The sequence below is a fragment of the Mesorhizobium sp. P2_E6 genome (assembly GCF_056403835.1).
Genome location: NZ_JBFUEQ010000010.1, coordinates 251,856 through 274,406, shown reverse-complemented (window position 1 = coordinate 274,406; position 22,551 = coordinate 251,856). Strand labels below are relative to the sequence as shown.

The 22,551-nt window shown below is 62.5% G+C and carries 19 protein-coding genes and 2 tRNA genes; 12 read left to right on the top strand and 9 right to left on the bottom strand.

Annotation, left to right across the window (positions count from 1 at the left end):
- Window positions 1-515 precede the first annotated feature (515 nt).
- The 3 genes from AC1D08_RS24945 to AC1D08_RS24935 form a co-directional block, all read right to left on the bottom strand.
- Entirely contained in the window at window positions 516-779 is a 264-nt protein-coding gene (locus tag AC1D08_RS24945; protein ID WP_457154478.1) for a hypothetical protein, read from the bottom strand.
- A 92-nt stretch (window positions 780-871) separates the two neighbouring features.
- The gene (locus AC1D08_RS24940) at window positions 872-1,033 is read right to left on the bottom strand and encodes a hypothetical protein (RefSeq protein ID WP_457154477.1); all 162 of its coding nucleotides are present in this window, start codon (window positions 1,031-1,033) and stop codon (window positions 872-874) included.
- A gap of 104 nt (window positions 1,034-1,137) precedes the next feature.
- Window positions 1,138-1,212 (bottom strand) — tRNA-Asn (locus AC1D08_RS24935).
- Window positions 1,213-1,436: 224 nt separating this feature from the next.
- Here AC1D08_RS24935 and AC1D08_RS24930 point away from each other — a divergent pair.
- A complete protein-coding gene (locus AC1D08_RS24930; protein WP_457154476.1) occupies window positions 1,437-1,694 on the top strand; it encodes a hypothetical protein in 258 nt (85 codons plus the stop codon).
- 18 nt (window positions 1,695-1,712) lie between these two features.
- Here AC1D08_RS24930 and AC1D08_RS24925 read toward each other — a convergent pair whose 3' ends face one another.
- Window positions 1,713-1,931 (bottom strand): hypothetical protein, encoded by a 219-nt coding sequence (locus AC1D08_RS24925; RefSeq protein ID WP_457154475.1) that lies wholly within the window; start codon window positions 1,929-1,931, stop codon window positions 1,713-1,715.
- 225 nt (window positions 1,932-2,156) lie between these two features.
- Here AC1D08_RS24925 and AC1D08_RS24920 point away from each other — a divergent pair.
- The 4 genes from AC1D08_RS24920 (at window position 2,157) to AC1D08_RS24905 (ending at window position 5,630) form a co-directional block, all read left to right on the top strand.
- Window positions 2,157-2,230 (top strand) — tRNA-Cys (locus tag AC1D08_RS24920).
- A 90-nt stretch (window positions 2,231-2,320) separates the two neighbouring features.
- Window positions 2,321-2,989, top strand: a complete 669-nt coding sequence (locus tag AC1D08_RS24915; RefSeq protein WP_477424282.1) for a protein-L-isoaspartate O-methyltransferase family protein — start codon at window positions 2,321-2,323, stop codon at window positions 2,987-2,989.
- A 180-nt stretch (window positions 2,990-3,169) separates the two neighbouring features.
- A complete protein-coding gene (locus AC1D08_RS24910) occupies window positions 3,170-4,561 on the top strand; it encodes a TolC family outer membrane protein (RefSeq protein WP_457153486.1) in 1,392 nt (463 codons plus the stop codon).
- Window positions 4,562-4,778: 217 nt separating this feature from the next.
- The gene (locus tag AC1D08_RS24905; protein WP_457153485.1) at window positions 4,779-5,630 is read left to right on the top strand and encodes a PopZ family protein; all 852 of its coding nucleotides are present in this window, start codon (window positions 4,779-4,781) and stop codon (window positions 5,628-5,630) included.
- A gap of 23 nt (window positions 5,631-5,653) precedes the next feature.
- Here the strand turns inward: AC1D08_RS24905 and AC1D08_RS24900 are convergent, their stop codons facing one another.
- Window positions 5,654-6,286 (bottom strand): bleomycin resistance protein, encoded by a 633-nt coding sequence (locus AC1D08_RS24900; protein WP_457153484.1) that lies wholly within the window; start codon window positions 6,284-6,286, stop codon window positions 5,654-5,656.
- Between the two features lie 309 nt (window positions 6,287-6,595).
- On the opposite strand from AC1D08_RS24900, the gene AC1D08_RS24895 reads away from it, so the two are divergent.
- The 4 genes from AC1D08_RS24895 (at window position 6,596) to AC1D08_RS24880 (ending at window position 13,855) form a co-directional block, all read left to right on the top strand.
- Entirely contained in the window at window positions 6,596-9,379 is a 2,784-nt protein-coding gene (locus AC1D08_RS24895; RefSeq protein WP_477424279.1) for a valine--tRNA ligase, read from the top strand.
- A gap of 357 nt (window positions 9,380-9,736) precedes the next feature.
- Complete coding sequence (locus AC1D08_RS24890) at window positions 9,737-11,014, top strand: OmpP1/FadL family transporter (protein WP_477398904.1); 1,278 nt, start codon at window positions 9,737-9,739, stop codon at window positions 11,012-11,014.
- Between the two features lie 290 nt (window positions 11,015-11,304).
- Window positions 11,305-13,029: a dihydroxy-acid dehydratase gene (gene ilvD / locus AC1D08_RS24885; RefSeq protein ID WP_457150635.1), complete on the top strand. Its 1,725-nt coding sequence runs from the start codon at window positions 11,305-11,307 to the stop codon at window positions 13,027-13,029.
- On the top strand, window positions 13,016-13,855 hold the full coding sequence (locus tag AC1D08_RS24880) for a tetratricopeptide repeat protein (RefSeq protein ID WP_095087686.1): 840 nt from the start codon (window positions 13,016-13,018) through the stop codon (window positions 13,853-13,855). The genes ilvD and AC1D08_RS24880 overlap by 14 nt, the downstream gene beginning before the upstream one ends.
- A 43-nt stretch (window positions 13,856-13,898) precedes the next feature.
- Here the strand turns inward: AC1D08_RS24880 and AC1D08_RS24875 are convergent, their stop codons facing one another.
- The 4 genes from AC1D08_RS24875 to erpA form a co-directional block, all read right to left on the bottom strand.
- Window positions 13,899-14,216 (bottom strand): hypothetical protein, encoded by a 318-nt coding sequence (locus AC1D08_RS24875; protein ID WP_457150636.1) that lies wholly within the window; start codon window positions 14,214-14,216, stop codon window positions 13,899-13,901.
- Window positions 14,217-14,304: 88 nt separating this feature from the next.
- A complete protein-coding gene (gene xth / locus AC1D08_RS24870; protein ID WP_457150637.1) occupies window positions 14,305-15,099 on the bottom strand; it encodes an exodeoxyribonuclease III in 795 nt (264 codons plus the stop codon).
- Between the two features lie 17 nt (window positions 15,100-15,116).
- A complete protein-coding gene (locus tag AC1D08_RS24865; RefSeq protein WP_457150638.1) occupies window positions 15,117-15,512 on the bottom strand; it encodes a VOC family protein in 396 nt (131 codons plus the stop codon).
- A 2-nt stretch (window positions 15,513-15,514) separates the two neighbouring features.
- Window positions 15,515-15,862 carry an iron-sulfur cluster insertion protein ErpA gene (gene erpA, locus AC1D08_RS24860; protein WP_457150639.1) on the bottom strand — a complete coding sequence of 116 codons (348 nt, stop codon included), beginning with the start codon at window positions 15,860-15,862 and terminating at the stop codon, window positions 15,515-15,517.
- Between the two features lie 86 nt (window positions 15,863-15,948).
- On the opposite strand from erpA, the gene AC1D08_RS24855 reads away from it, so the two are divergent.
- From AC1D08_RS24855 to AC1D08_RS24845, 3 genes are all read left to right on the top strand, one after another.
- Entirely contained in the window at window positions 15,949-17,163 is a 1,215-nt protein-coding gene (locus AC1D08_RS24855; RefSeq protein ID WP_457150640.1) for a deoxyguanosinetriphosphate triphosphohydrolase, read from the top strand.
- 63 nt (window positions 17,164-17,226) lie between these two features.
- On the top strand, window positions 17,227-18,984 hold the full coding sequence (gene argS / locus AC1D08_RS24850) for an arginine--tRNA ligase (protein ID WP_457150641.1): 1,758 nt from the start codon (window positions 17,227-17,229) through the stop codon (window positions 18,982-18,984).
- Window positions 18,985-19,087: 103 nt separating this feature from the next.
- On the top strand, window positions 19,088-22,468 hold the full coding sequence (locus AC1D08_RS24845) for an SPOR domain-containing protein (RefSeq protein ID WP_457150642.1): 3,381 nt from the start codon (window positions 19,088-19,090) through the stop codon (window positions 22,466-22,468).
- Window positions 22,469-22,551: the final 83 nt, after the last annotated feature.

The following is a 22,551-nucleotide window of genomic DNA, read 5'->3' as shown; positions in this document are numbered from 1 at the left end:
GGGCCGCCAATCGCGTGAAGCAGGGCGCCGATCGCCTCCAGCTCGGTCTCCACCTTGCTCTCTCGAATGAGTTTGCCACCCGTGTCCATTACGCAGACGCTGGTGGTGCGAACGGAAACATCAAGACCGACGAACAGTTCCATGGCAGACCTCCTGACCGGTTGAACTGTTGGAGCCTGCCCGGAAGACCGACCTCCCGCTACTCCCATGCAGGGAGGCCGCCGGAGCCCCAATCATCCGATCTTTTTATTATTGGCTCCGCCGACTTACTGCGAGTGTTTTGGGTGGTCCCCACATACCGCCTGTAAAACTGTCAGAACCGGCGATCTGCAAGACGTTCACCTCTCTTTGATATTTTTTTCCGAACCAACCTTCATATTCGATCTGAATCGGAAACTCGGCCTGCGCGATCCAAAAGCTTTGACGCAGATCTCTATGGGTTAGACCAAAGAAAAGGACGTCCGAGCACCGTTGTCGAGGAGACGGATCACCCTGGAAGGCTCGAAACAAGCCAACTAAAGGCCCTTGTTCTCGTCGTTGGCTCCGGCACCAAGCGCCGCCTCAAGCGCTTTCTGATCGCTAATGAAGAGCTTGATATTCTTTGCCGGGATCGATCCGGAGTTAAGGATTACCAGGTCGTACGCGATAGCCTCGTTGCCGCCGTGGTGCGTCTCAACCATCGCCGTGATGATTGGGCGAAACTGACGTCGCCAGAAATGCAGCGACAGTCCAAGGGCCATCACCGTCGCGAATACGCCGGCGACGTTGAGCCAGTCCACGCTGACCAACCAGTAGATGAGAGATTACACTGCCCCACCCCCTTTTGTCGCGCGGGCCTGCCGATAGTTGCAGGAAAGGTTTGGCACCGCAATCAGCCGGCGAGGGCGCGACCGACTGCTATCCCGACGCCGATCGCCACGCCGATCGTCACGTTTCCTGCCAAGCGAAACGCCCAGGCCATCGCAGTTGGGCGCCAATTCCATGTCGGCTGGGCTCGCAGCAGGCCAATCAGTTCATCAAAAACATAGTCCATGGACGTTCTCTCCTTCAGCGCCTAGCGAAGTCGAGTTGCGTACCTATACCGTACCTATCGCCAAAAATGGCGATTTTGCAGATTCGGTAAGTGCTTGGAAAAGTTGGCTCCCCGGGCCGGATTCGAACCAGCGACCAACCGGTTAACAGCCGGTTGCTCTACCACTGAGCTACCGGGGAACAGAGGCTCTCATGTGAGTGGCGCAGCCTATAGCAAACCCTTTTCCGCTTTGCAAAGAAGCATTTCGCATTTTTCCGAGGCTTTTTCGCTCAGGCGTTTCTCGCAATCGTTCGCGGATGCCCTCATATTAGCCGTCTTGCTGGGGATATGGAACCGAAAGCGCGGTTGCGGCTTAGATTCAACGGTGCTCCTGAACGGTCAAAAGGGTTAATCTTTCGAGACGATGACAGCACAAGACAACCAGATGCCGGCGCGGAAAATCTCGGTTTTCGGGCGTGAGTTCAAAATGCCGCGCTCGCGCGGGCTCAGAATCACCATGGGCATCGTGCTGACCATCGGCGGCATTCTGGGTTTCCTGCCGATCCTCGGCTTCTGGATGGTGCCGCTTGGATTGCTGGTGCTGTCCTATGAATTCGCCATGGTCCGCCGCCACCGGCGCCGCTTCGTTGTCTGGTGGGAACGGCGCCGCCGGCCGGATTGAGGCCGACAGCGCCCGGTCTCAGCGCCCGGCGTGCTCTTCCAGCGCTTCGCGGATCTGCTTGAGAATCGCAGCCGCCGAGGCGAGCTTTGCCCGGTCACGCGGCAACAGGCTGCTCGCGCTCCCGATGCACAGGCGGTCGATGGCATAGCGCAAAAGCTCTTCGCACTGCGGCAGCGACAGGCCGGACGCCGCATTCATGTCGTCTGCCTTGCCTTTTGCTGCCGTTGTCCGACGCATGGCATGTCTCCCGCCATGTTCAACGTATGGGCTGCTGAATGAGTTTCTTCCGGCGTCGAGCCATGCTTAACAAGCAGCTAACGTATCGTCGTCAGGCCCGGGCCTGGGATTTGACGGGACGCTGCCCAAACCGGCGAGAGGAAACCGCTCGGAATGCACGGGTGGCCGCTTGACGGCATTTTCGCCGCAACCTATTGGAACCGGGTGGAACGCCGGGAGCAATGAGGCCTCGTGGCGGAGTGGTTACGCAGAGGACTGCAAATCCTTGCACCCCGGTTCGATTCCGGGCGAGGCCTCCAATGCCCGGGCCCCCGCGCACCAGCGCTGGGGCCTGAAGTTCCGATCGTAATGAACCGCGGTTCTGGCGCGGCAAGCGGATTGGTTGGAACATGAGCGCTGATTTCTCCGAGCTTCGCGTCAAGATGGTCGACGGCCAGGTTCGCACCACCGATGTGACCAGCGCGCCTTTGCTCGAAGCGATGCTTGTCGTGCCAAGAGAAATCTTTGTCGGCGCCGAACAGCGCGATCTCGCCTATATCGACGAGGACATCCGCATTGCCGCCGGCGCGGACGGCGCGCGCTATCTCATGGAAGCCTCGCCGCTGGCCAAGCTCATGCAACTGGCCGAGATCAGCCCGGCCGATTCGGCGCTCGATGTCGGCTGCGGCACCGGCTATGCCTCGGCCGTCCTGTCTCGGCTGGCGAAGTCCGTTGTGGCGCTCGAAAGCGATGCGGCGCTGGCTGAGACCGCCAGATCGACGCTTTCATCGCTCGGCTGCGGCAATGTGACCGTAGTCCAGGGGGCGTTGCCGCAAGGACATGCGGCCAAGGCGCCCTATGACGTCATCTTCATCGGCGGCAGCGTCGCGGACGTGCCGGCACCGCTGCTCGACCAGCTTGCCGAAGGCGGCCGACTCGTTGCCGTCGAAGGCCAGGGCAATTCCGGCGTGGCCCGGCTTTTTTTTAAAGCGGGGGGGGTTGTAACCGGAAGACGCGCATTTAATGCGGCAATTAAGCCACTACCGGGATTCGAACTTATTCGCGCCTTCGAATTCTGAATGATTTTGCCTTGCAGGATAGGCGTTGTCATGGTCGCTTGTGTTTGAAATCGTTGCTGATCCGCAAAACTGGGGGCACTTTGGGGCTGAGCAGCAGGGAACATTGAACACGCGGCGCCGGCTGCTCAAGAAGGAGAAGCCGGCGTGGCGTGGTTCCCATGGACAACGAATGAGGGATACATGGTCCTGCCTATACGCAAGAGTCTTTTCGCCGCCGTCCTCGTTTCCGCGACCGCGCTTTCTCCATTCTCGGCCTCGGCGGAATCCATCCTCGGCGCGCTGGCAAAGGCCTATCAGTACAATTCTTCGCTTAATTCGGCCCGGGCCGGCGTCCGCGTCACCGACGAGAGCGTCGCCATCGCCAAGTCGGGATGGCGCCCGACCATCAACGGGTCGGCGGACATCGACTACTCAAGCAGCCATCTCAACGGCACGAACTCAAGCGTGCGGCTGACCACCGGCAATTTTGGCGTCCAGATCAATCAGACGCTGTTCGACGGTTTTCAGACCAGGAACAATGTCGCCGCCGCCGAAGCGCAGGTCCGCGCTTCTGTCGAAACCCTGCGCAACACCGAAGAGAACACCCTGTTCAGCGCGGCGCAGGCGTATATGAACGTGATTCGCGACCGCCAGATCGCCGTGTTGACCGAGCAGAACCTGCAATTCCTGACCGAGACGGCGCGCGCGGCGCGTTCGCGTTTTGAGGTTGGTGAAGGCACGCGTACCGACGTCGCGCAGGCCGACGCTTCGCGGGCCGCCGCCGTGGCATCGTTGAGCGCCGCCCGCGCGCAAGCCTTGTCCAGTGCCGCAAGCTATCGCCAGATCGTCGGCGACGAACCGGGCAAGCTCAAAGCCGCTTCCCCGGTGGCAAAACTGTTGCCGTCGAGCCTCGCAGTTGCCGTCGAGGTGGCCGCGAACGAGCACCCGGCCATCCTTGCCACCCAGCATCTGGTCGACGCGGCCGCGTTTTCGGTGAAGTCGGCCGAAGGCGCGCTGCTGCCGCAACTGACTGCAAGCGCGGGTGTTTCGAGCGATTATCGCAATACTGTACCGGGCGTCTTCGCGTCGCAGGACGGCACTACCAATTCGGCCAACATCGGGGCCACGCTGAGCATCCCGATCTATTCCGGTGGCCGTAAATCGGCGATTGTGCGCCAGGACAAGGAATCGCTCAGCCAGGCCCGCATCGAGGTCGACGTCAGTCGCGACCAGGTGCGCCAGGCCGTCACCGCCGCCTGGACCGAGTACACTGCCGCGCAGCAACAGCTCACGGCCAACAAGCAAGTGATCGAGGCCGCGAAGCTAGCACTGAGCGGCGTCATCGAAGAACGCAATGTCGGCCAGCGCACCACGCTCGATGTCCTCAACGCACAGGCGACGGTCATCACCGCGGAGATCAACCAGGCTGGCTTTGAACATGATGTGGTGGTGGCGAGCTATGCCATCCTGCAGGCGACCGGCCGCCTGTCCGTCGACCGCCTTGGCTTGCAGGTGACGAAGTACAGACCTGAAGAGCACTACAACGCGGTCAAGGACAAATGGTTCGGCCTGCGTACGCCGGACGGCCGCTGAGAGGTTCGACTCGGACTTTTCGGTCCCTCCTGCCTGAGCCAGCTCTTTGGCTCCACTCCCCGTTGGTTCGGTATCTGGTCTAATCTGTTGAAATCCCACAAGTCCCCAGATTGGGGATTCTCGTGCGGCGATCCGTCGGTTACGCTGGCGTCATGATTCGATCCGGCTTTGCCGGAGCGGAAATCTGCAACGGGTCACAAGGGCGGCGGATGTGACGATGGCGACGGCAAGCAGCGCACAGCGCGAACCTTCCATGGAAGAGATACTGGCTTCCATCAGGAGGATCATCGAGGACAGCGACGGCGGCCGCAAGCAGCCGGGCGACACCGACGAGCTGCGCCAGGACCTGGAGCCGGCGGCGAGCGCCGGTGCAGTTGCCGACGTAGAGGCATTCCGAGCCGACCTGCAGGCCCCAGAGATCAAGAAGCCGGTGACGCTAGCGGAAGTCCAGGCACAATTGCCGGCGGCCGAGCCGGTGATTACGCGGATGGAAACGCCGGTGCGCCCCGAGCCCGTCCCGGCAAAGCCATCGATGACACTTGCAGAAGTCAGCGCCCGGGTCGCCGCCGAGCCGACCCCGCCGCTCATGGCCGACGCGCCGGAAGCGCGTCTTATTGCCGACTCGCTGGCAGTGCGCCCTGTCGCCGACGCCCCCGTTGCCGATTGGCGGCGCGAGATCGCCGCCGTCGGCGATCACGCCAAAGCTGTGCCGGACAGAGGCGAGGCCCTTAAGCCGGTTGTCCAGCCGCCGGTGGAGGCTCCGAGAGACGAACCGACTGCCGAAGCAGCCCCCGAGCCGTCTCATCCGGGCGCAAGCGTGGTGCGACCGGCGGTGGCCAGCGATGCGCCGCGTCCGGCCATCGTTTCCGAGCACACGGGCAGGCAGGTTGCCGCCGCCTTTGGCGAGCTTTCCGATGCGTTTGCCAGCCGTAGCAAGAAGACATTCGACGAGATGGCCGAAGAGATGCTGCGGCCGATGCTGCAGGATTGGCTCGACAACAATCTGCCGACACTGGTCGAGCGGCTGGTGCGCGAGGAGATCGAGCGCGTGGCGCGCGGGGCGCAGTAGAGGCGGCGTTTTTGTCGATGAGGTCAGCCCGCGCTGGTCGCGAAGCAAATGAGGTTGTCGTCGGGATCCCTGACGATGAACGTGCGGGCGCCCCATGGTTCGGTTCTCAATGTCTGGTGGAAGGGAGCCTCGGCTGCCTGAAACTCCAGGAACAGCGCCTTGATGTTGTCGAGTATGATCGTTGCCGCCAGCAGGTCATCGGCCGAATTGGCGGCCAATGGCGGCTTGTCGACATGGCGCAGGTTGAGCCGCGTGCCATCGCGCATGATCTGGGCGTAGAAGGGTGGCTCGCCATAGGTGAAGCGCGTCTCGAAGCCGAGCTTTTGCCGGTAGAAATCACAGGCCGCTGCGATGTCGCAGACAAAGAGCTGTGGCTCGGCAAAGGCGAGATGCGGTTTTGCTGCGTCTGGTGCTGCACGATCGGTCACGGTTCGAAGGCCTTCCTTCAGCGCCTGCCAGCTCTCGAAACCTGACTTCCTGGCGACGAGTTCCTGGGCATCGGCAAGCTTGAAGCCGTGATCGAGGATCTGGCTGTCGCTGAGATCGCGAAAACGCGGCAAGAGCCATCCAATCACAGCAGCGACGGGATAGTACCGCTCGCGATGCCATTTGAGGTAAAGCTTGGCCTGTTTCTTGTGGTGTTCGAGGGTCGGCATGGGCGCACTGCGGGGTTGAGGTGGCGTAGGCGGGCAATGCTCCTCCGGCCGGAAGCCGATGCGCCCTACAGCAGCGTTGTCAGCGTATTGCGGCGGCACCTGCCGGTCAAGGCGCGAGCGCTACGGCTTTCCCCGAGGAACAGGCCCGCTGCCAATCTGATCGATGGAACGCAAGTGGCTCTCCTTGACCTGATCCAGGCCGTATCTATTTGACGTTGAGGTTCAAGGCAGCCCCTGCGGTTGACTTGGCCAAAACCTTCCGATTTACACCGGACCAGCAAAACTCCCGACAGCGCGGACCATTTTCCCATGCTTGAAAAGACCTACGACGCAAAAACCGTCGAGCCGAAGATCGCCAAAGTCTGGGAAGACGCCGACGCGTTCCGCGCCGGCGCCGGGGCCGAGGAGGGGGCGGAAGCCTTCACCATCGTCATCCCGCCGCCGAACGTGACCGGCTCGCTGCATATGGGCCACGCGCTCAACAACACGCTGCAGGACATATTGGTGCGCTTCGAGCGCATGCGCGGCAAGAACGTGCTGTGGCAGCCGGGCATGGACCATGCCGGCATCGCCACGCAGATGGTGGTCGAGCGCCAGCTGATGGAAAAGCAGATCCACCGCCGCGACCTGACACGCGAGCAGTTCATCGAAAAAGTCTGGGAGTGGAAGGACGCATCGGGCGGGGCGATCTTCAACCAGCTGAAGCGGCTCGGCGCCTCGGCCGACTGGTCGCGCGAACGCTTCACCATGGACGAGGGCCTGTCCAAGGCGGTGCTGGAAGTGTTCGTCACGCTCTACAAGGAAGGGCTGATCTACAAGGACAAGCGCCTTGTGAACTGGGATCCCAAGCTGCTCACCGCGATCTCCGATCTCGAGGTCGAGCAGCACGAGGTCAACGGCAATCTGTGGCACTTCCGCTATCCCATCGAGGGCGAGGTCTTCGATCCGGAAAATCCGAAAACCTTCATCACCGTGGCGACGACGCGCCCCGAGACGATGCTGGGCGACACCGCCGTTGCCGTGCACCCCGACGACGAGCGCTTCCGGCATCTGGTCGGCAAGAACATCGTCTTGCCGATCGTCGGCCGCAAGATCCCGGTGGTGGCGGATGAGTACTCCGACCCGGAGAAGGGTTCTGGTGCGGTCAAGATCACGCCCGCACACGACTTCAACGATTTCGAGGTTGGCAAGCGCCACAAGCTGCCGGCGATCAACATCCTCACCGTCGCGGCGGCGATAAGCCTCAAGGACAATGAGGATTTCCTCGCCGGTCTCGAGGTGACGCCGGAGCGGCAGGCAGTCTGGGATGAACTCAACGGCCTCGACCGCTTCGTCGCGCGCAAGAAGGTCGTCGAGCTGATGGAAGAAGGCGGCTTCCTGGAAAAGGTCGAACCGCATCACCATGCGGTGCCGCATGGAGACCGCGGCGGGGTGCCGATCGAGCCGTTCCTGACCGAGCAATGGTATGCCAACGCGGCGGAACTGGCCAAGCCAGCGATCGCCTCGGTGCGCGAGGGGCGTACCAATTTCGTGCCGAAGAACTGGGAGAAGACCTATTTCGACTGGATGGAAAACATCCAGCCCTGGTGCATCTCGCGCCAGCTGTGGTGGGGTCACCAGATTCCGGCCTGGTATGGGCCGGACGGGCGCGTCTTCGTCGAGAAGACCGAAGAAGAGGCGCTGGGTGCGGCGATCGAATATTATCTGGCGCTGGAAGGGCCGTGGAAGGCCTGGGTCGAAGACAAGCTCGAGAACTTCAAGCCGGGCGAGATACTGATCCGCGACGAGGACGTGCTCGACACCTGGTTTTCGTCGGCGCTGTGGCCGTTCTCGACGTTGGGCTGGCCGGACGAGACGCCCGAGCTGAAGACCTACTACCAGACCGACGTGCTGGTCACCGGCTTCGACATCATTTTCTTCTGGGTCGCCCGCATGATGATGATGGGCCTGCATTTCATGGACGAGGAGCCGTTCCACACTGTCTACGTCCATGCGCTGGTGCGCGACAAGAACGGGCAGAAGATGTCGAAGTCGAAAGGCAACGTCATCGATCCGCTCGACCTCATCGACGAATACGGCGCCGACGCGTTGCGTTTCACCCTGACGGTGATGGCGGCGCAAGGCCGTGACGTGAAGCTCGATCCGGCGCGCATCGCCGGCTATCGCAATTTCGGCACCAAGCTGTGGAACGCGACGCGCTTTGCCGAGATGAACGAAGTCGCGCGCAACGACGATTTCTGGCTGAACGATGCCAAGCTTGCGGTCAACCGCTGGATCCTCACCGAACTGACACGGGCGGCGCGCGAGATCACGGACGGCATCACCTCATACCGCTTCAACGAGGCGGCTGGGTCGGCCTACCGGTTCGTCTGGAACCTGTTCTGCGACTGGTACCTGGAACTCCTGAAGCCGGTGTTCATGGGCACGGATGAGGCGGCCAAGGCCGAAAGCCGCGCATGCGTCGCCTTCGTGCTCGACGAGATCTACAAGCTCTTGCATCCGATGATGCCGTTCATGACCGAGGAACTGTGGGCGCAGACCGCTGGCGAAGGCAAGGAACGCGCCTCGCTGCTGTGCCATGCGGCGTGGCCGTCGCCGGACTTCGAGGACGCAGAGGCTGCCGCCGACATCAACTGGCTGGTCGATCTCGTCTCGGGCATCCGCTCGGTGCGCTCGGAGATGAACGTGCCGCCGGCGGCGATCGCGCCGCTGGTCGTGGTCGGCGCCAACGAGGTGACCCGCGAACGGCTTGTTCGCGAAGACTCGGCGATCAAGCGGCTGGCGCGGGTCGGCGACATCTCGCTGGCCGATGTCGCCCCAAAAGGCTCGGCGCAGATCGTGCTCAACGAGGCGACGATCTGCCTGCCGCTTGGCAGCCTGATCGATCTCGCCGCCGAAGCGGCACGGCTGCAGAAGGAACTGGCCAAGGTGACCGAGGAAATCGCGCGCCTGCACAAGAAGCTGTCGAACGAGAGATTCGTCGCCAGCGCGCCGGCCGAGATCGTCGATGCTGAGCGCGAAAAACTCGCTGAGTACCGCGACGCGCAGGACAAGCTTTCGGTGGCGTTGACGAGGGTTCGCGACGCTGGTTGAGGGCAGATTCGTGGCGCCTCGGCGGCTTCGAAATCAGACCTTCTTGCCTCGAAAATAGGCATTCCGCTGCGTTAATGTTGACGTAAACGGAAAGTTTTGGCCCCATTGTTGCCATAATGTAACAATGGGGCCGTGAATCCCCAAAAACATATATTTTTGAGCCTTTTGGGCGGATTTTTCTCGCGTTTTGAGGGCGGCACACACTCCGGAGGCGGTTTTTTGGCCTAACGGCAGTGGCTTGTTTTGTGTCGAAAATGCGCTTGGCGAACATGTACATGTACGCCCCAGGAATTCGTTATTGCACCGTTAACCTGAATTGGTTCTAGCTTGCCGCACTCGAATTCGGGGAGGACATTCATGACTATTTTGCGACATAAAGCACTGCTGGGGGCGGGGTGCTTTTCGCTGGCTTTGATCGGGACGGCGTTGAACTCGGCGCATGCTGGCGGCCTGGAGCGCGGCGGCTACGACATCGACTTGCTGTTCGATCCGGCGCAGGTCACAGGCGAGCTTTCCGGCACCTATGTGATGCCGCAGCGAGACCTGAAGAATGCAACGGATACGGATCCATCTGACGGCAATCTCAATGCGCTGGGCAAATCCAGCACGGCGCGCGATACCGAAAGCTATTGGGTGCCCTACGGCGGCATCAAGATCGGCATGGGACCGGTCGATTGCCTGGGCGACTACTCCCAGCCAATCGGTGCATTCAGCAATCCTGGTGCGAACTGGGCGGGTGCACAAAGCAATGTCGAGACGAAGGTAGAGAGCAAAGCCTTTAGCGCGACCTGTTCTTACAAAATGGACCTCAGCAAAGGTCAGTTTCGCTTCATCGGCGGCGTGTTCCATGAGGATGTTTCGGGTTTCAAGGAACAGTTGGTTGCGCCCATTCCCGCCTTTCTCGGCACAGGCATTGGCCGCCTTGATCTCCAAGGAGATGGATGGGGATGGCGTGCTGGTGTCGCCTATGAGATCCCAGACATCGCCTTGCGCGCCAGCCTGGTCTACAACTCGTCGGTCAAGCTCGACAATTTGAGTGGAACGCTTGATTTGACCCAGGTGCCTGGGCTCATCAATCCCGCAAATCCGCTTCTCGGCAACGTTACTGACGTCTATGGTTCCTCGCAGGTTCCGGACTCTGTTGAACTCAAGCTTCAGTCAGGCATCGCTCCCGGCTGGTTGGCTTTTGGATCCATCAAATGGGTGAATTGGAGCGATCTGCAGAGCATTCCGTTCTGCCCGACCTCGACCCAGGGGCTCATTGCCTGCACGACGACCAGCCCTGTGCGCGCCACCTCGCTTGATTTGCTCTATCGCGACGGTTGGACGGTTTCCGGCGGCATCGGCCATAAATTCAACGATCAGTGGAGCGGGGCGGCGGTTCTCACCTGGGATCGTGGTACGACGACCGGCCTGAGCGCGCAGACCGACACCTGGACGGTGAGCGGCGGCGTGGCCTACACGCCGACCCAGAACATCGAAGTTCGTCTCGGTGGCGCGCTGGGCGTGCTTACCAGCGGATCGATCCATTCGGTCGTCGGCAGTGACGGCGTTACCTACGGTACCGAATACACCGCAGACTTTGGCAATGATCTTGTTTCGGCGATCTCCACTTCCTTGAAGGTCAAGTGGTAACCATCTGAAGTGAAACGAAAAAAGGCCGGGCATTGCCCGGCTTTTTTTGTTTGGGCCGGCGCCGTTTGGGCCTTGGCATCCACGCTGCGTTGCAGATAAGCCGCAGCGCTTTCGCCTCGTGCGATTGTGACGTTTTGGCAACACTTTCTGAACAACCCCTGCGCTAAAAGTCAGGCTAGGGAAATTGCCCATTTCCCGCCATAAACCCGGCGCACCTCGATCTTGTCTCGGGACACGCGCCAAAAGGCTCGGCGATGGGGCAGGCCGCACCGCCCGCGGCAAGGAAGAGTATGGACGCCAAAGTTATTTCCAAGGCCAAGCTCCCGAGCCGCCATGTGACCGTCGGTCCGGCGCGTGCACCGCACCGTTCCTATCTCTATGCGATGGGGTTGTCGGCGGCCGAGATTGCGCAGCCGCTCGTCGGCGTCGCGTCCTGCTGGAACGAGGCAGCGCCCTGCAACATTTCGCTGATGCGCCAGGCGCAAGTGGTCAAGAAGGGCGTCGCTGCCGCCAACGGCACGCCGCGGGAATTCTGCACCATCACCGTCACCGACGGCATCGCCATGGGCCACCAGGGCATGAAGTCGTCGCTGGTGTCGCGCGAGGTCATCGCCGATTCAGTCGAACTCACCATGCGCGGCCACTGCTACGATGCGCTGGTTGGGCTGGCCGGCTGCGACAAGTCGCTGCCCGGCATGATGATGGCCATGGTGCGTCTCAACGTGCCGTCGATCTTCATCTATGGCGGCTCGATCCTGCCCGGCAGCTATCGCGGCCGCCAGATCACCGTGCAGGACGTGTTCGAGGCGGTTGGCCAGCACTCGGTCGGCACGATCAGTGACACCGAGCTGCTCGAAATCGAGCAGGCGGCCTGCCCGTCGGCCGGCTCGTGCGGCGCCCAGTTCACCGCCAACACCATGGCCACCGTTGCCGAGGCGATCGGCCTGGCGCTGCCCTATTCCTGCGGCGCGCCGGCGCCCTACGAGATGCGCGACCGTTTCAATTTCGCCTCGGGCGAAAAGATCATGGAACTGATCGCCAAAAACATCCGGCCGCGCGACATCGTCACGTTGAAGGCGCTGGAAAATGCGGCGACTGTGGTTTCGGCCACCGGCGGCTCGACCAACGCCGCACTTCACCTGCCGGCGATCGCCCACGAGGCCGGCATCAAGTTCGATCTGTTCGACGTGGCGAAAATCTTCGAGAAGACGCCCTACATCGCAGACCTCAAGCCGGGCGGCAAATATGTCGCCAAGGACATGTTCGAGGCCGGCGGCATTCCGCTCCTGATGAAGACGCTGCTCGACCACGGCTATTTGCATGGCGACTGCATGACGGTGACTGGCCGTACTTTGGCCGAAAATATGGAGCACGTTGCCTGGAATGAACATCAGGATGTGGTCCGCCCGGCCAACACACCTATTACCCAAACCGGCGGTGTCGTGGGGTTGAAGGGAAACCTCGCCCCCGAAGGCGCGATCGTGAAGGTCGCCGGCATGTCGGAGTTGAAGTTCTCCGGCCCGGCGCGCTGTTTCGATTCGGAAGAAGAATGTTTCGAAGCGGTGACGAAGCGAGATTACAGGGAAGGCGAGGTGATCGTCATCCGTTACGAGGGGCCGCGCGGCGGCCCAGGCATGCGCGAGATGCTGTCGACGACGGCAGCCCTCTACGGCCAGGGCATGGGCGGCAAGGTGGCGCTGATCACCGACGGGCGCTTTTCGGGCGCGACGCGCGGTTTCTGCATCGGCCATGTCGGGCCCGAGGCAGCGGTGGGCGGCCCGATCGGGCTGCTCAGGGATGGCGACGTGATCTCGATCGACGCGGTGAACGGCACGATCGACGTGGCGTTGTCCGATAGCGAACTGGCGGCGAGGGCAAAGACCTGGAAGGCGCGCACGACCGACTATCAGTCGGGCGCGATATGGAAATATGCACAGACGGTTGGGTCGGCGCGCGATGGCGCGGTCACCCATCCGGGCGGTGCGAAAGAAACACATTGTTATGCGGACATCTGAGTTGTTGAGGTCGTCTGTCTTTTCGGCACTGGTCGTGTTCGCCACGTTTGGCGCGACCTTTGGCGCCGTGGGCCAGGCCATGGCCTTTGACGACAAGGTGTTCGACGACAAGACCGGAGTGAAGCCGCAATCCAGCCCATGGGCGGTGTTCCAATTCGGCTTTTCCGCCTACAAGAACGGCCACAAGGAACAGGCCGCCGAGGCCTATAAATACGCCGCCGAGAACGGCCAGATCGGCGCCACCTGGAAGCTTGCCCGCATGTATGCCGAGGGCGACGGCGTGGCGCGCGATGACTATGAGGCGTTCAAGTTCTTCTCGGAGATCGTCGACCAGGATGTCGAGCCCGGCTCGCCCGAGGAAAGCTATGTCTCGGACGCGCTGGTGGCGCTTGGCGATTATCTGCGCAAGGGCATTCCCGGCAGCCCGGTCACCGAGAACGAGGTGGCGGCCCAGGAATATTACATGCGCGCCGCCGCCAACTACCGCAATCCGAACGCACAGTTCGAGATGGGTCAGATGTTCCTGAAGGGCGAGGGCGGGGTGAAGGCCAGCGTCAAGCAGGCCGGGCGCTGGTTCCAGCTTGCCGCCGAGAAGGGCCATGCCGGCGCCCAGGCGACGCTCGGCCATTTGTTGTTCCAGAGCGGCAAGATCGTTCGCGGCCTGGCGATGATGACGGCTGCGCTTGAACGCGCTTCGCCGGCCGACCAGCCGTGGATCCGCGGCATGCAGGAAGAGGCATTTGCCACCGCCGGCGAAGCCGACCGCCGCACCGCGATCTCGCTGGCCGATGACATCCTCACCAAGGGCGGCAGCGCGGACCAGTAGTCTCGCGGCCTGCGCTGGCCTTACCAGAGGTGCTCGATTTTGATCAATTCTCGGTCGGTTCCGTCGGCACCATGCTGGGGGCCGGCGTTGAGATCGGCGTCACATGGAGATGCGGCGCCATCGTGTTTTCAGGACAGCTGTCCCCGACCTTGGTCCACGACGTGTTGTTGAGCACCATGTCGCAGCGGGCAAGATGGCTCTGGTCGGCGACCGTCAGGCAGGCGACCTGACCAACCGAATACGATTTTCCATTGGCAAGACATTCGGGGGCGGCGAAAGCCGGCACGACCGCGGCCATGGCAAATGCCAAGCCGATCGGACAAAGAACAATTCGAATGCTCATGGGAACCCCGGCCGCCATGATGATCCCCCATCATGCGCCGGAATGTGGCCATATGAGGTCAAATGCCTGCGTGTCCGGCGTCAGGGCCTGCTGGACAGGGTCTCCGTCAGGCCGGCTGCAGCGCGAGGTCGATCGCCACCGGCACGTGGTCGGACGGCTTTTCCCAGGCGCGCACATGCTTTTCGATCGAGGCCGCGGAAAAGCGGTTGGCGGCTTCCGGCGACAGCAGCAGATGGTCGATGCGGATGCCGTTGTTCTTCTGCCAGGCGCCGGCCTGATAGTCCCAGAACGTGTAGGTGTCGGGCCTGTCGGTGACCGCGCGGACCGCCTCGGTGAAACCAAGATTGAGCAACCGTCGGAAAGCCTGCCGCGTCTGCGGCTGGAACAGCGCATCGCCCAGCCAGTTCTCCGGAAACCTGGCGTCGATCGGCTCGGGAATGACGTTATAGTCGCCGGCCAGAACCAGGGCCTCTTCCAGCCTCAGCCGCTCCTGTGCCCAGCGCTCCAGGCGCTCCATCCAGGATAGTTTGTAGGGGAACTTCTTATCGTCATCGATCGGATTGCCGTTCGGCAGATAGAGCGAGGCGATGCGCAACGCGCCCTTGTCGGTCGAGAAAACGCCTTCGATGAAACGCGCCTGCTCGTCGGCATCGTCGCCGGGCAGACCACGATTGACCTCGTCGAAGCGCAGTTTCGACAGGATGGCGACACCGTTGAAGCCCTTCTGGCCGTGGGTCTCGACATTGTAGCCAAGCGCCTCGATCTCGGCGCGCGGGAACTGGTCGTCGAGCGTCTTGATCTCCTGCAGGCAGACGATGTCGGGCGCGCTCTCGGTCAGCCAGTGGGTCAGGTTGCCGATGCGGGCGCGCACGCCGTTGATGTTCCAGGTGACGATTTTCATGACGGTCTCGATGCTGTTCAGTGGGGTTCTTGCGGCGGATGGCGTTCGACCAGGCCGATCGTATTGCCTGCCGGGTCCTTTAGAAAGGCCATCCATTCGCTTTCCCCTGCCGGACCGAACTGGCCTTCGGTGTCGTTATGGACGAGCGTCGGCGGCGCGGTGAAGGGGACGCCCGCGGCTTTTGCCTCGGCATGGAAATGGTCGAGGCCCGACATGTCGAGATAGACGGTTCCCGCCGGTACGCCGTCGGTGAACAGCAAGCGCACATCGCCGGCCATGATGAAGGCAATGCCCGGCGGATCGAAGCGGGCATGCACGGCCATACCGAGCACTTCGCGCCAGAACGCCAGCGTTACGTCGAGGTCACGTCCGGCCGACAGCGCGATCTGGCGGACCGCACCGATCGCGGACATTTCTATATGGAAAAGCTCGTGCCGCAGCCGCAGGAGGCGACGGCGTTCGGGTTCCGGATCTGGAACGACTGGCCCATCAGGTCGTCGACGAAGTCGATCACCGAGCCGCCCATATAGACCAGCGACAGATCATCGATCAGCACCGTGGCGCCATCCCTTTCGATGGCGACGTCGTCGTCGTTGCGCGTGTCGACCAGGTCGAACTTGTAGGAAAAGCCGGAACAACCACCGCCTTCGACCGAAACGCGCAGCGCCGTCTTGCCAGCTTCGCCAGAGACAATCTTGGCAATCCGCCTGGCGGCGGCCTCGGTCATGTCGACTTTCATGGCAGTCTTGGCATCCGCGCCCATGGGCGTCACCTTGCTTTCGGTTTCACATGATAGGTATGAAGCGCGAGCGGCCAAGTCAACTAGACCAATCAATTGCGGCATCGATCATGACCAACGAGTTGGGCGACATCGGATTCGGCTATCGGCCACGCGCCGCCTATGCCTGCGATCCGGCAAAGTCGCGCGGGCGGCTTTTCGATGAGGTCGAAAGCCCGACCCGCACGCCGTTCCAGCGCGATCGCGACCGCATCATTCATTCGACGGCGTTCCGGCGGCTGAAACACAAGACACAGGTCTTCATCGCGCATGAAGGCGACCACTATCGCACACGTCTGACCCATTCGATCGAAGTGGCGCAGATCGCGCGGGCGCTGGCGCGGGCGCTGCGCGGCGACGAGGATCTCGCCGAAGCCGTCGCGCTGGTGCATGATTTCGGCCACACGCCCTTCGGCCACACCGGCGAGGACGCGCTGAACGAGAAGATGGTTGCCTGGGGCGGGTTCGACCACAACGCGCAATCGCTGCGCATCGTGACGAGGCTGGAGGCGCGCTACGCCGAATTCGACGGGCTCAACTTGACCTGGGAAACGCTGGAAGGCCTGGTCAAGCACAATGGACCGCTGACCGATGGCAATGGCCAGGGCCTGAAAGGGCCGGTGCCGCAGGCGATCCGCGATTATTCGGAGCTGCACGATCTCGAGCTGGACCGGTTTGCCGGCATCGAGGCGCAATGCGCGGCGATCGCCGACGATATCGCCTACAACACGCATGACATCGACGATGGTTTGCGGGCAGGGGTGCTGACGCTGGACATGCTGGAGACGGTCTCGCTGCCAGGAACGATCCTCAAGGGCGTGCGCGCCCGCTATCCGGCGCTCGATGACGTGCGCACCGGCCACGAACTGATGCGGCGCCAGATCACCGCCATGGTCGAAGATGTCATTGTTTCGACCACTGCCAATCTGGACCGGATCAAGCCGCAGAGCGCGGACGCGGTGAGGGCAGCCGGGGAGACGATGGTGACCTTTTCGACCGAAATGGCTGCGTTCGAGAAAGAACTGAAGGCCTTCCTCTACAAGCACCTCTACCGGCACGCGGAGGTGATGCGGGTGCGCGCCGACGCCGAGCAGATCGTCAGGGACCTGTTCGACGTCTATTTCGCCGACCCGCGCGCCATGCCTGACGGCTGGCGAGAGGGGCTCGATCGGGCCGACGATCGCATCAAGGCGCGCAGCGTGGCCGACTTCCTGGCCGGCATGACCGACACCTACGCGCTCAAGGAACATCGGCGTTTGTTTGACCGAACCCCGGATTTGAGCTAGGGCGGGCTCGATTTTGCCGGCCAACGAGCCGGATTCGCCACAAAGCCGCCAGAGCCAGTCCAAATGAACATCTTCGCCGATTTCACCGCGCGAATCATAAAAGCCGTCGAAGCGCTTGATCTTAAAGACAATGATGGCGTTTCGCCGGACCTGTCGCGCATTGCCGTCGAGCCGCCGCGCGACGCCAGCCATGGCGACCTGGCGACCAATGCGGCGATGGTGCTGGCCAAGCCGACCGGCCAGAATCCGCGCGCGCTGGCCGAAAGACTGGCGCAGGCGCTGCGTGGGGACAAGGACGTTGCCGCCGCCGAGGTCGCGGGGCCCGGCTTCGTCAATCTCAGGCTTCGGGACGGTTTCTGGCAGGCGCATCTGACGACGCTGCTTGGCGAAGGCCGCAACTATGGCCGCTCGACGGTTGGTGGTGGCAGGAAAACCAATGTCGAATATGTCTCGGCCAATCCGACGGGCCCGATGCATGTCGGCCATTGCCGGGGCGCGGTGGTTGGCGATGCGCTCGCCAACCTGATGGCCTTCGCCGGCTACGACGTGACCAAGGAATACGTCATCAACGATGCCGGCTCGCAGATCGACGTGCTCGGCCGTTCGGCTATGCTGCGCTATCGCGAGGCGCTCGGCGACGATGTCGGCGAGATTCCGGCAGGACTTTATCCCGGCGATTACCTGGTTCCTGTCGGCGAGGCGCTGGCCAGGGAGTTTGGCCGCTCGTTGCTGGAGATGCCGGATGACGAGGCGCTGGCCATCGTCAAGGACCGCACCATCGATGCGATGATGGCGATGATCCGCGAGGATCTGGCTATGCTCAACGTGCATCACGACGTGTTCTTCTCCGAACGTACACTGCACGCCGACAACGCCAAGAAGATCCGCTCGGCGATCAGCGACCTGACGTTGAAGGGGCACATCTACAAGGGCAAGCTGCCGCCGCCCAAGGGCGAGAAGCCCGACGATTGGGAGGATCGCGAGCAGACGCTGTTCCGTTCGACCGCCGTCGGCGACGACATGGATCGGGCGCTGGTCAAGTCCGATGGCTCGTTCACCTATTTCGCCGCCGACGTCGCCTATCTCAAGGACAAGATCGACCGCGGCTTCGTCGACCTGATTTATGTGCTCGGCGCCGACCATGGTGGTTATGTCAAGCGGCTGGAGGCCTTGGCGCGCGCGATTGCCGGCGACAGGGTGAAGCTTACCGTGCTGCTTTGCCAATTGGTGAAGCTGTTTCGCGAGGGCGAGCCTGTGCGCATGTCGAAGCGGTCGGGTGATTTCGTGACGCTGCGCGAAGTGGTGGAGGAGGTCGGCCGCGACGCGATCCGCTTCATGATGCTCTACCGCAAGAACGATGCGCCGCTCGATTTCGACTTCGCCAAGGTGACCGAGCAGTCCAAGGACAATCCGGTGTTCTATGTGCAGTACGCCTCGGCGCGCTGCCATTCGGTGTTCCGGCAGGCGAGCGAGCAACTGGGCGAGGCCAATTTCGATCGCAACAGCCTGGCGTCCGCCGTAACTATGCTGACCGACGAGGGCGAGATCGGCCTGATCCGCAAGCTTGCAGAATATCCGCGTTTGATCGAGTCGGCGGCACTTGCGCTGGAGCCCCACAGGCTGGCATTTTACCTTTATGATCTGGCTTCTAGTTTCCACGGACACTGGAACCGTGGCACAGAAAATCCAGACTTACGTTTTGTTAAGGTTAACGACCGACAATTGACGCATGCCAGACTAGGGCTGGTGCAGGCTGTCTCGGACGTTCTGACGTCCGGCCTGACGTTGATCGGAGCCGCCGCGCCCACCGAAATGCGTTAGGTTTGACTAAAAAACCTGTCACCTTTTGCCCACATTGCGCTGGTAAGGGCCAACCCTACGCGACGTCCATGGCGTCCGAATGAGTGCGAGTTCGGGAACAATAATGGCAGACAGAACCCAGCTGAGAGTAGCCGACAACAACGACATCGTTGAAGATGATCCGTTCGCGGAACTGACCAGGATCATGGGATTCGACCCGCGCCAGCCGGTCAAGCCGCAAGCGCCCGTCCAGCCGAAAGCGCCCGTCGCCGGTCAGCCGGCGCAAGAGGACGATTTCGAAATCGATCTCGAGAAGGAACTGATGGGCGAGTTCGGCGCTGACGACAGCGACGCCGCTCCAGTCGCCGAGGCGCATGAGTCGACAGCCGAGGCCAGCGCGATGGCCGACGATCTTGCGATGTCGCTCGACGACGATTTCCATCTGGACATGGCGGATCTCGACGACCACGCACCGGTCGCCAGCCATGCGGATGTCGCCAGCCATGCGGATTTTCACGCTGCCGAAACCGCGCCTGCCATAGAGCCGGCTTTCGATTCTGATCTCGACAATGCCGTCGCCAGTTCCCTCGAAGACGTTTCGCCCTTCGAGGACGACCAGCCGATCGAGGACGAGCTTGCCGCGTCGCTCGATCATGACTTCCGGATTGACGACGAAGCCGACGAAGTCCGGTACGCCGCGGCCATTGCCGACGCGCCTGCTGCAGTCGAGCCTGCTGCTGTTGGGCCGGCCTCCGATCCTGAATTCGACGATGCGATCTCGCTCGAAGACGAGCTGGTGCTCGACAACCGTTGGGCAGTGGAGCAGTCCGATGCGGCTGCTGAACCGGCGGCTTCGGAACCTGTCGAGTACGCCATGCCGGCGCAAGCGCCTGCGCGTGACGCCCAGGCAATATCGAGCGAGGATTTTGCCGGTCATTTCGACGACGCCATGGCTGATGTCGATATGGATTTCGACAGTCGTGATGAGCCGGTCGCCTTCCAGGAGCCGGAAGCGCATGATGTGCTTGCCGATACCGCGGACGCGAAGGGCGAGATTTCCGACCCAGAAGGCTCGCTGGACGATGGGTTCGACCTGAACCTGGACGACTCGTTTGCCGAAACGGACGAAGAGCCGGTCGCCGTGGTTGCCGCCGCTGCGGTCCAGCCGCTGGCGCCAGCCGCCGTTGCGGCCGAGCCGTTGGATTCGCCGATCGCGGACGAACGAAGCCTGGAAGACGAGTTGAATGCACTGCTGGGTGCAATGACCGCGCGCCCGGTGCCGGCGGCCAGGGAGCCCGTCGCGGCTCGGCCGGTCGTCGTCGCCGCTCAACCGCCCGTCGCCGCAGTTGCAGAGACCACTGAGGAGCCGGCCGATCTCGCCGACCTCGAATGGGATATCGACGGACACGCGCCTGAGGAGCAGCACCGCCTTGAAGCTGTCCAGGCCGCAGATTCGGATCTCGACGTTCTACAGCTCGATGACCTGCAGGAGCAGGATCAGCGCTCGCATGTCACCGCGCACGGCGATGTCGATTTCGACGATGATGCGTTCGACGCGGCTTTGGCGAACAGCCTGGATTCGCGCGACGCAGCCGCTTCTCGGCACGATCAGGACGATCCTCATGATTGGCTGGCGGAACGCTCCGAGCCGACGGAGCCGACCCGTTCGTGGAGCCGCGTGACGCCGGTTCCGCAGCAGCCGGCATTTAGCGCTCAGCCGACCGCTTCGATAACACCCTGGGCCGCGGCACCGGCAGTCGCCGCAGTGCCATCCTACCGTTCGAGCGAGCCGGTCGAGACCGTCGCCCCTGCAGCCCCTGTATCCGTGCCGCAACCGCGACAGTCCTCGCACTACGAAGACATGCCCGATGTCGAGACGATCGACGTGCCCGAGCGTGTCGTGGCGTTGGCGGACGATCTCGACATCCCGGAACTGCACTTCGAGGAAGACAAGCCGGCGACGCCTGCCTATGACGATCTCGACGCGGAATTCTCCAGCCTTCTCACCGAGATGAATTCGGTGGAGGTCGCTCCTGCTCCCGCAAGCAGTGCCGCTTATAGCGATGAACCCCACAATGCCGGCTATGAGGAACCCAAGTCGGCCTATGACGGCGCCAAGCCGGGCTATGACGGGGCCAAGCCGGCCTACCAGCCGGAAGCGCGGACGTATGCCGCGAGGCCGGCCGAAATGCCTGCCCGTGCGACAGCGTCGGCAGGCTATGCGGATGCCGCTGGCTTCGACCTCAACAATCTGCCCGGCAGCCAGCCGGTTTCACAGGCGGACGATTTCACCGTCGACGAACTCGACTACGATCCCGAACTGGATGAGGCTATGGCTGTTCCGGGTCTCGGCGAGCGGGAGGCCGCGAGGCCCTCGCGCCGACGTGGCCTGTTCGTTGCAGCTGTTGTCGGCGCGGTGGCGGTTGCTGGCGGCCTCGGCGCCTTTGCGCTGTCTTTCGGCGGCAAGGGCGGCAGCGATGCACCGGTGATCGTCAAGGCCGACAACGCGCCGATCAAGGTCAAGCCGGAAAATCCGGGCGGCACAGTGGTGCCGAACCAGGACAACAAGGTTTACGACGCGGTGGTCAAGGGGACCAAGCCCGCCGAGCCTGTCCAGGATAAACTGGTCACCAACGTCGAAGAGCCGGTGGATGTGCAGGCCAAGGATCCCGCCCGCGCGATCGATCTTTCCGCCGACCAGAACGCCGCGGCAACTGGAGCGGATGACGGCAACGCCGCGCCGGTCGCCAATGCCGCGCCGGCCGCCAGCGCGGCGCCGGCCGATAACGCGGCGCCGGCACCGAAATCCGAAGATCGCATCGCGCAGGTGCTGCAGGAGGCCGACAAGGGCACCAACGCCGATGTCGTCGCGGTTGCGCCGCGCAAGGTGAGGACCATGGTGGTCAAGTCAGACGGTTCGCTGGTGCCGCGTGATGATCCGGCGCCCGCGGCACCGCAAGTGGCAGCCGCTGAGCCGGCCGACCCGGCGCCGCAGCAAGTTACCCCGTCGTCCCAGGCCGATGCGGACCAAACTGGCACCGTGACGCCCGCCACCGCCCAGGCAGACGACGAGCCGGCCCTCAAGCCGGCAGCGAAACCGGCGGCGGCGCCCAAGGCCGAGGCCAAGGCCCAATCGGCAAACACACCTGCCAAGGTTCCGGTCGCGCCGCAGCGCCCGTCCGACCAGCCGGTTGATGTCGTCGGCGAGGTCAAGCCCGACCAGGTTGCATCCATCGATCCGGGATCAACCGCGACCGGCGGTGGTTCGTGGTCGATGCAGATCGCTTCGCAGCCGACGGTCGAAAGCGCCCAGTCCAGCTACCAGGATCTGCAGCGCCGCTACGGCAGCGTGCTTTCCGGCCGCACCGCCAACATCGTCAAGGCGGAGATTGCCGGCAAGGGCACGTTCTACCGTGTGCGCGTTCCGGCGAAGTCGCGCAACGACGCGATCAACCTGTGCACCAGCTACAAGGCTGCCGGCGGCAATTGCTTCGTCTCGCGCTAGCAACTGAAGTCAACCAATCAAAGCCGGCGCGGTCTCAGACCGCGCCGGCTTTTTCATGTGGATGAGATCTGTCTTCAAGCGCA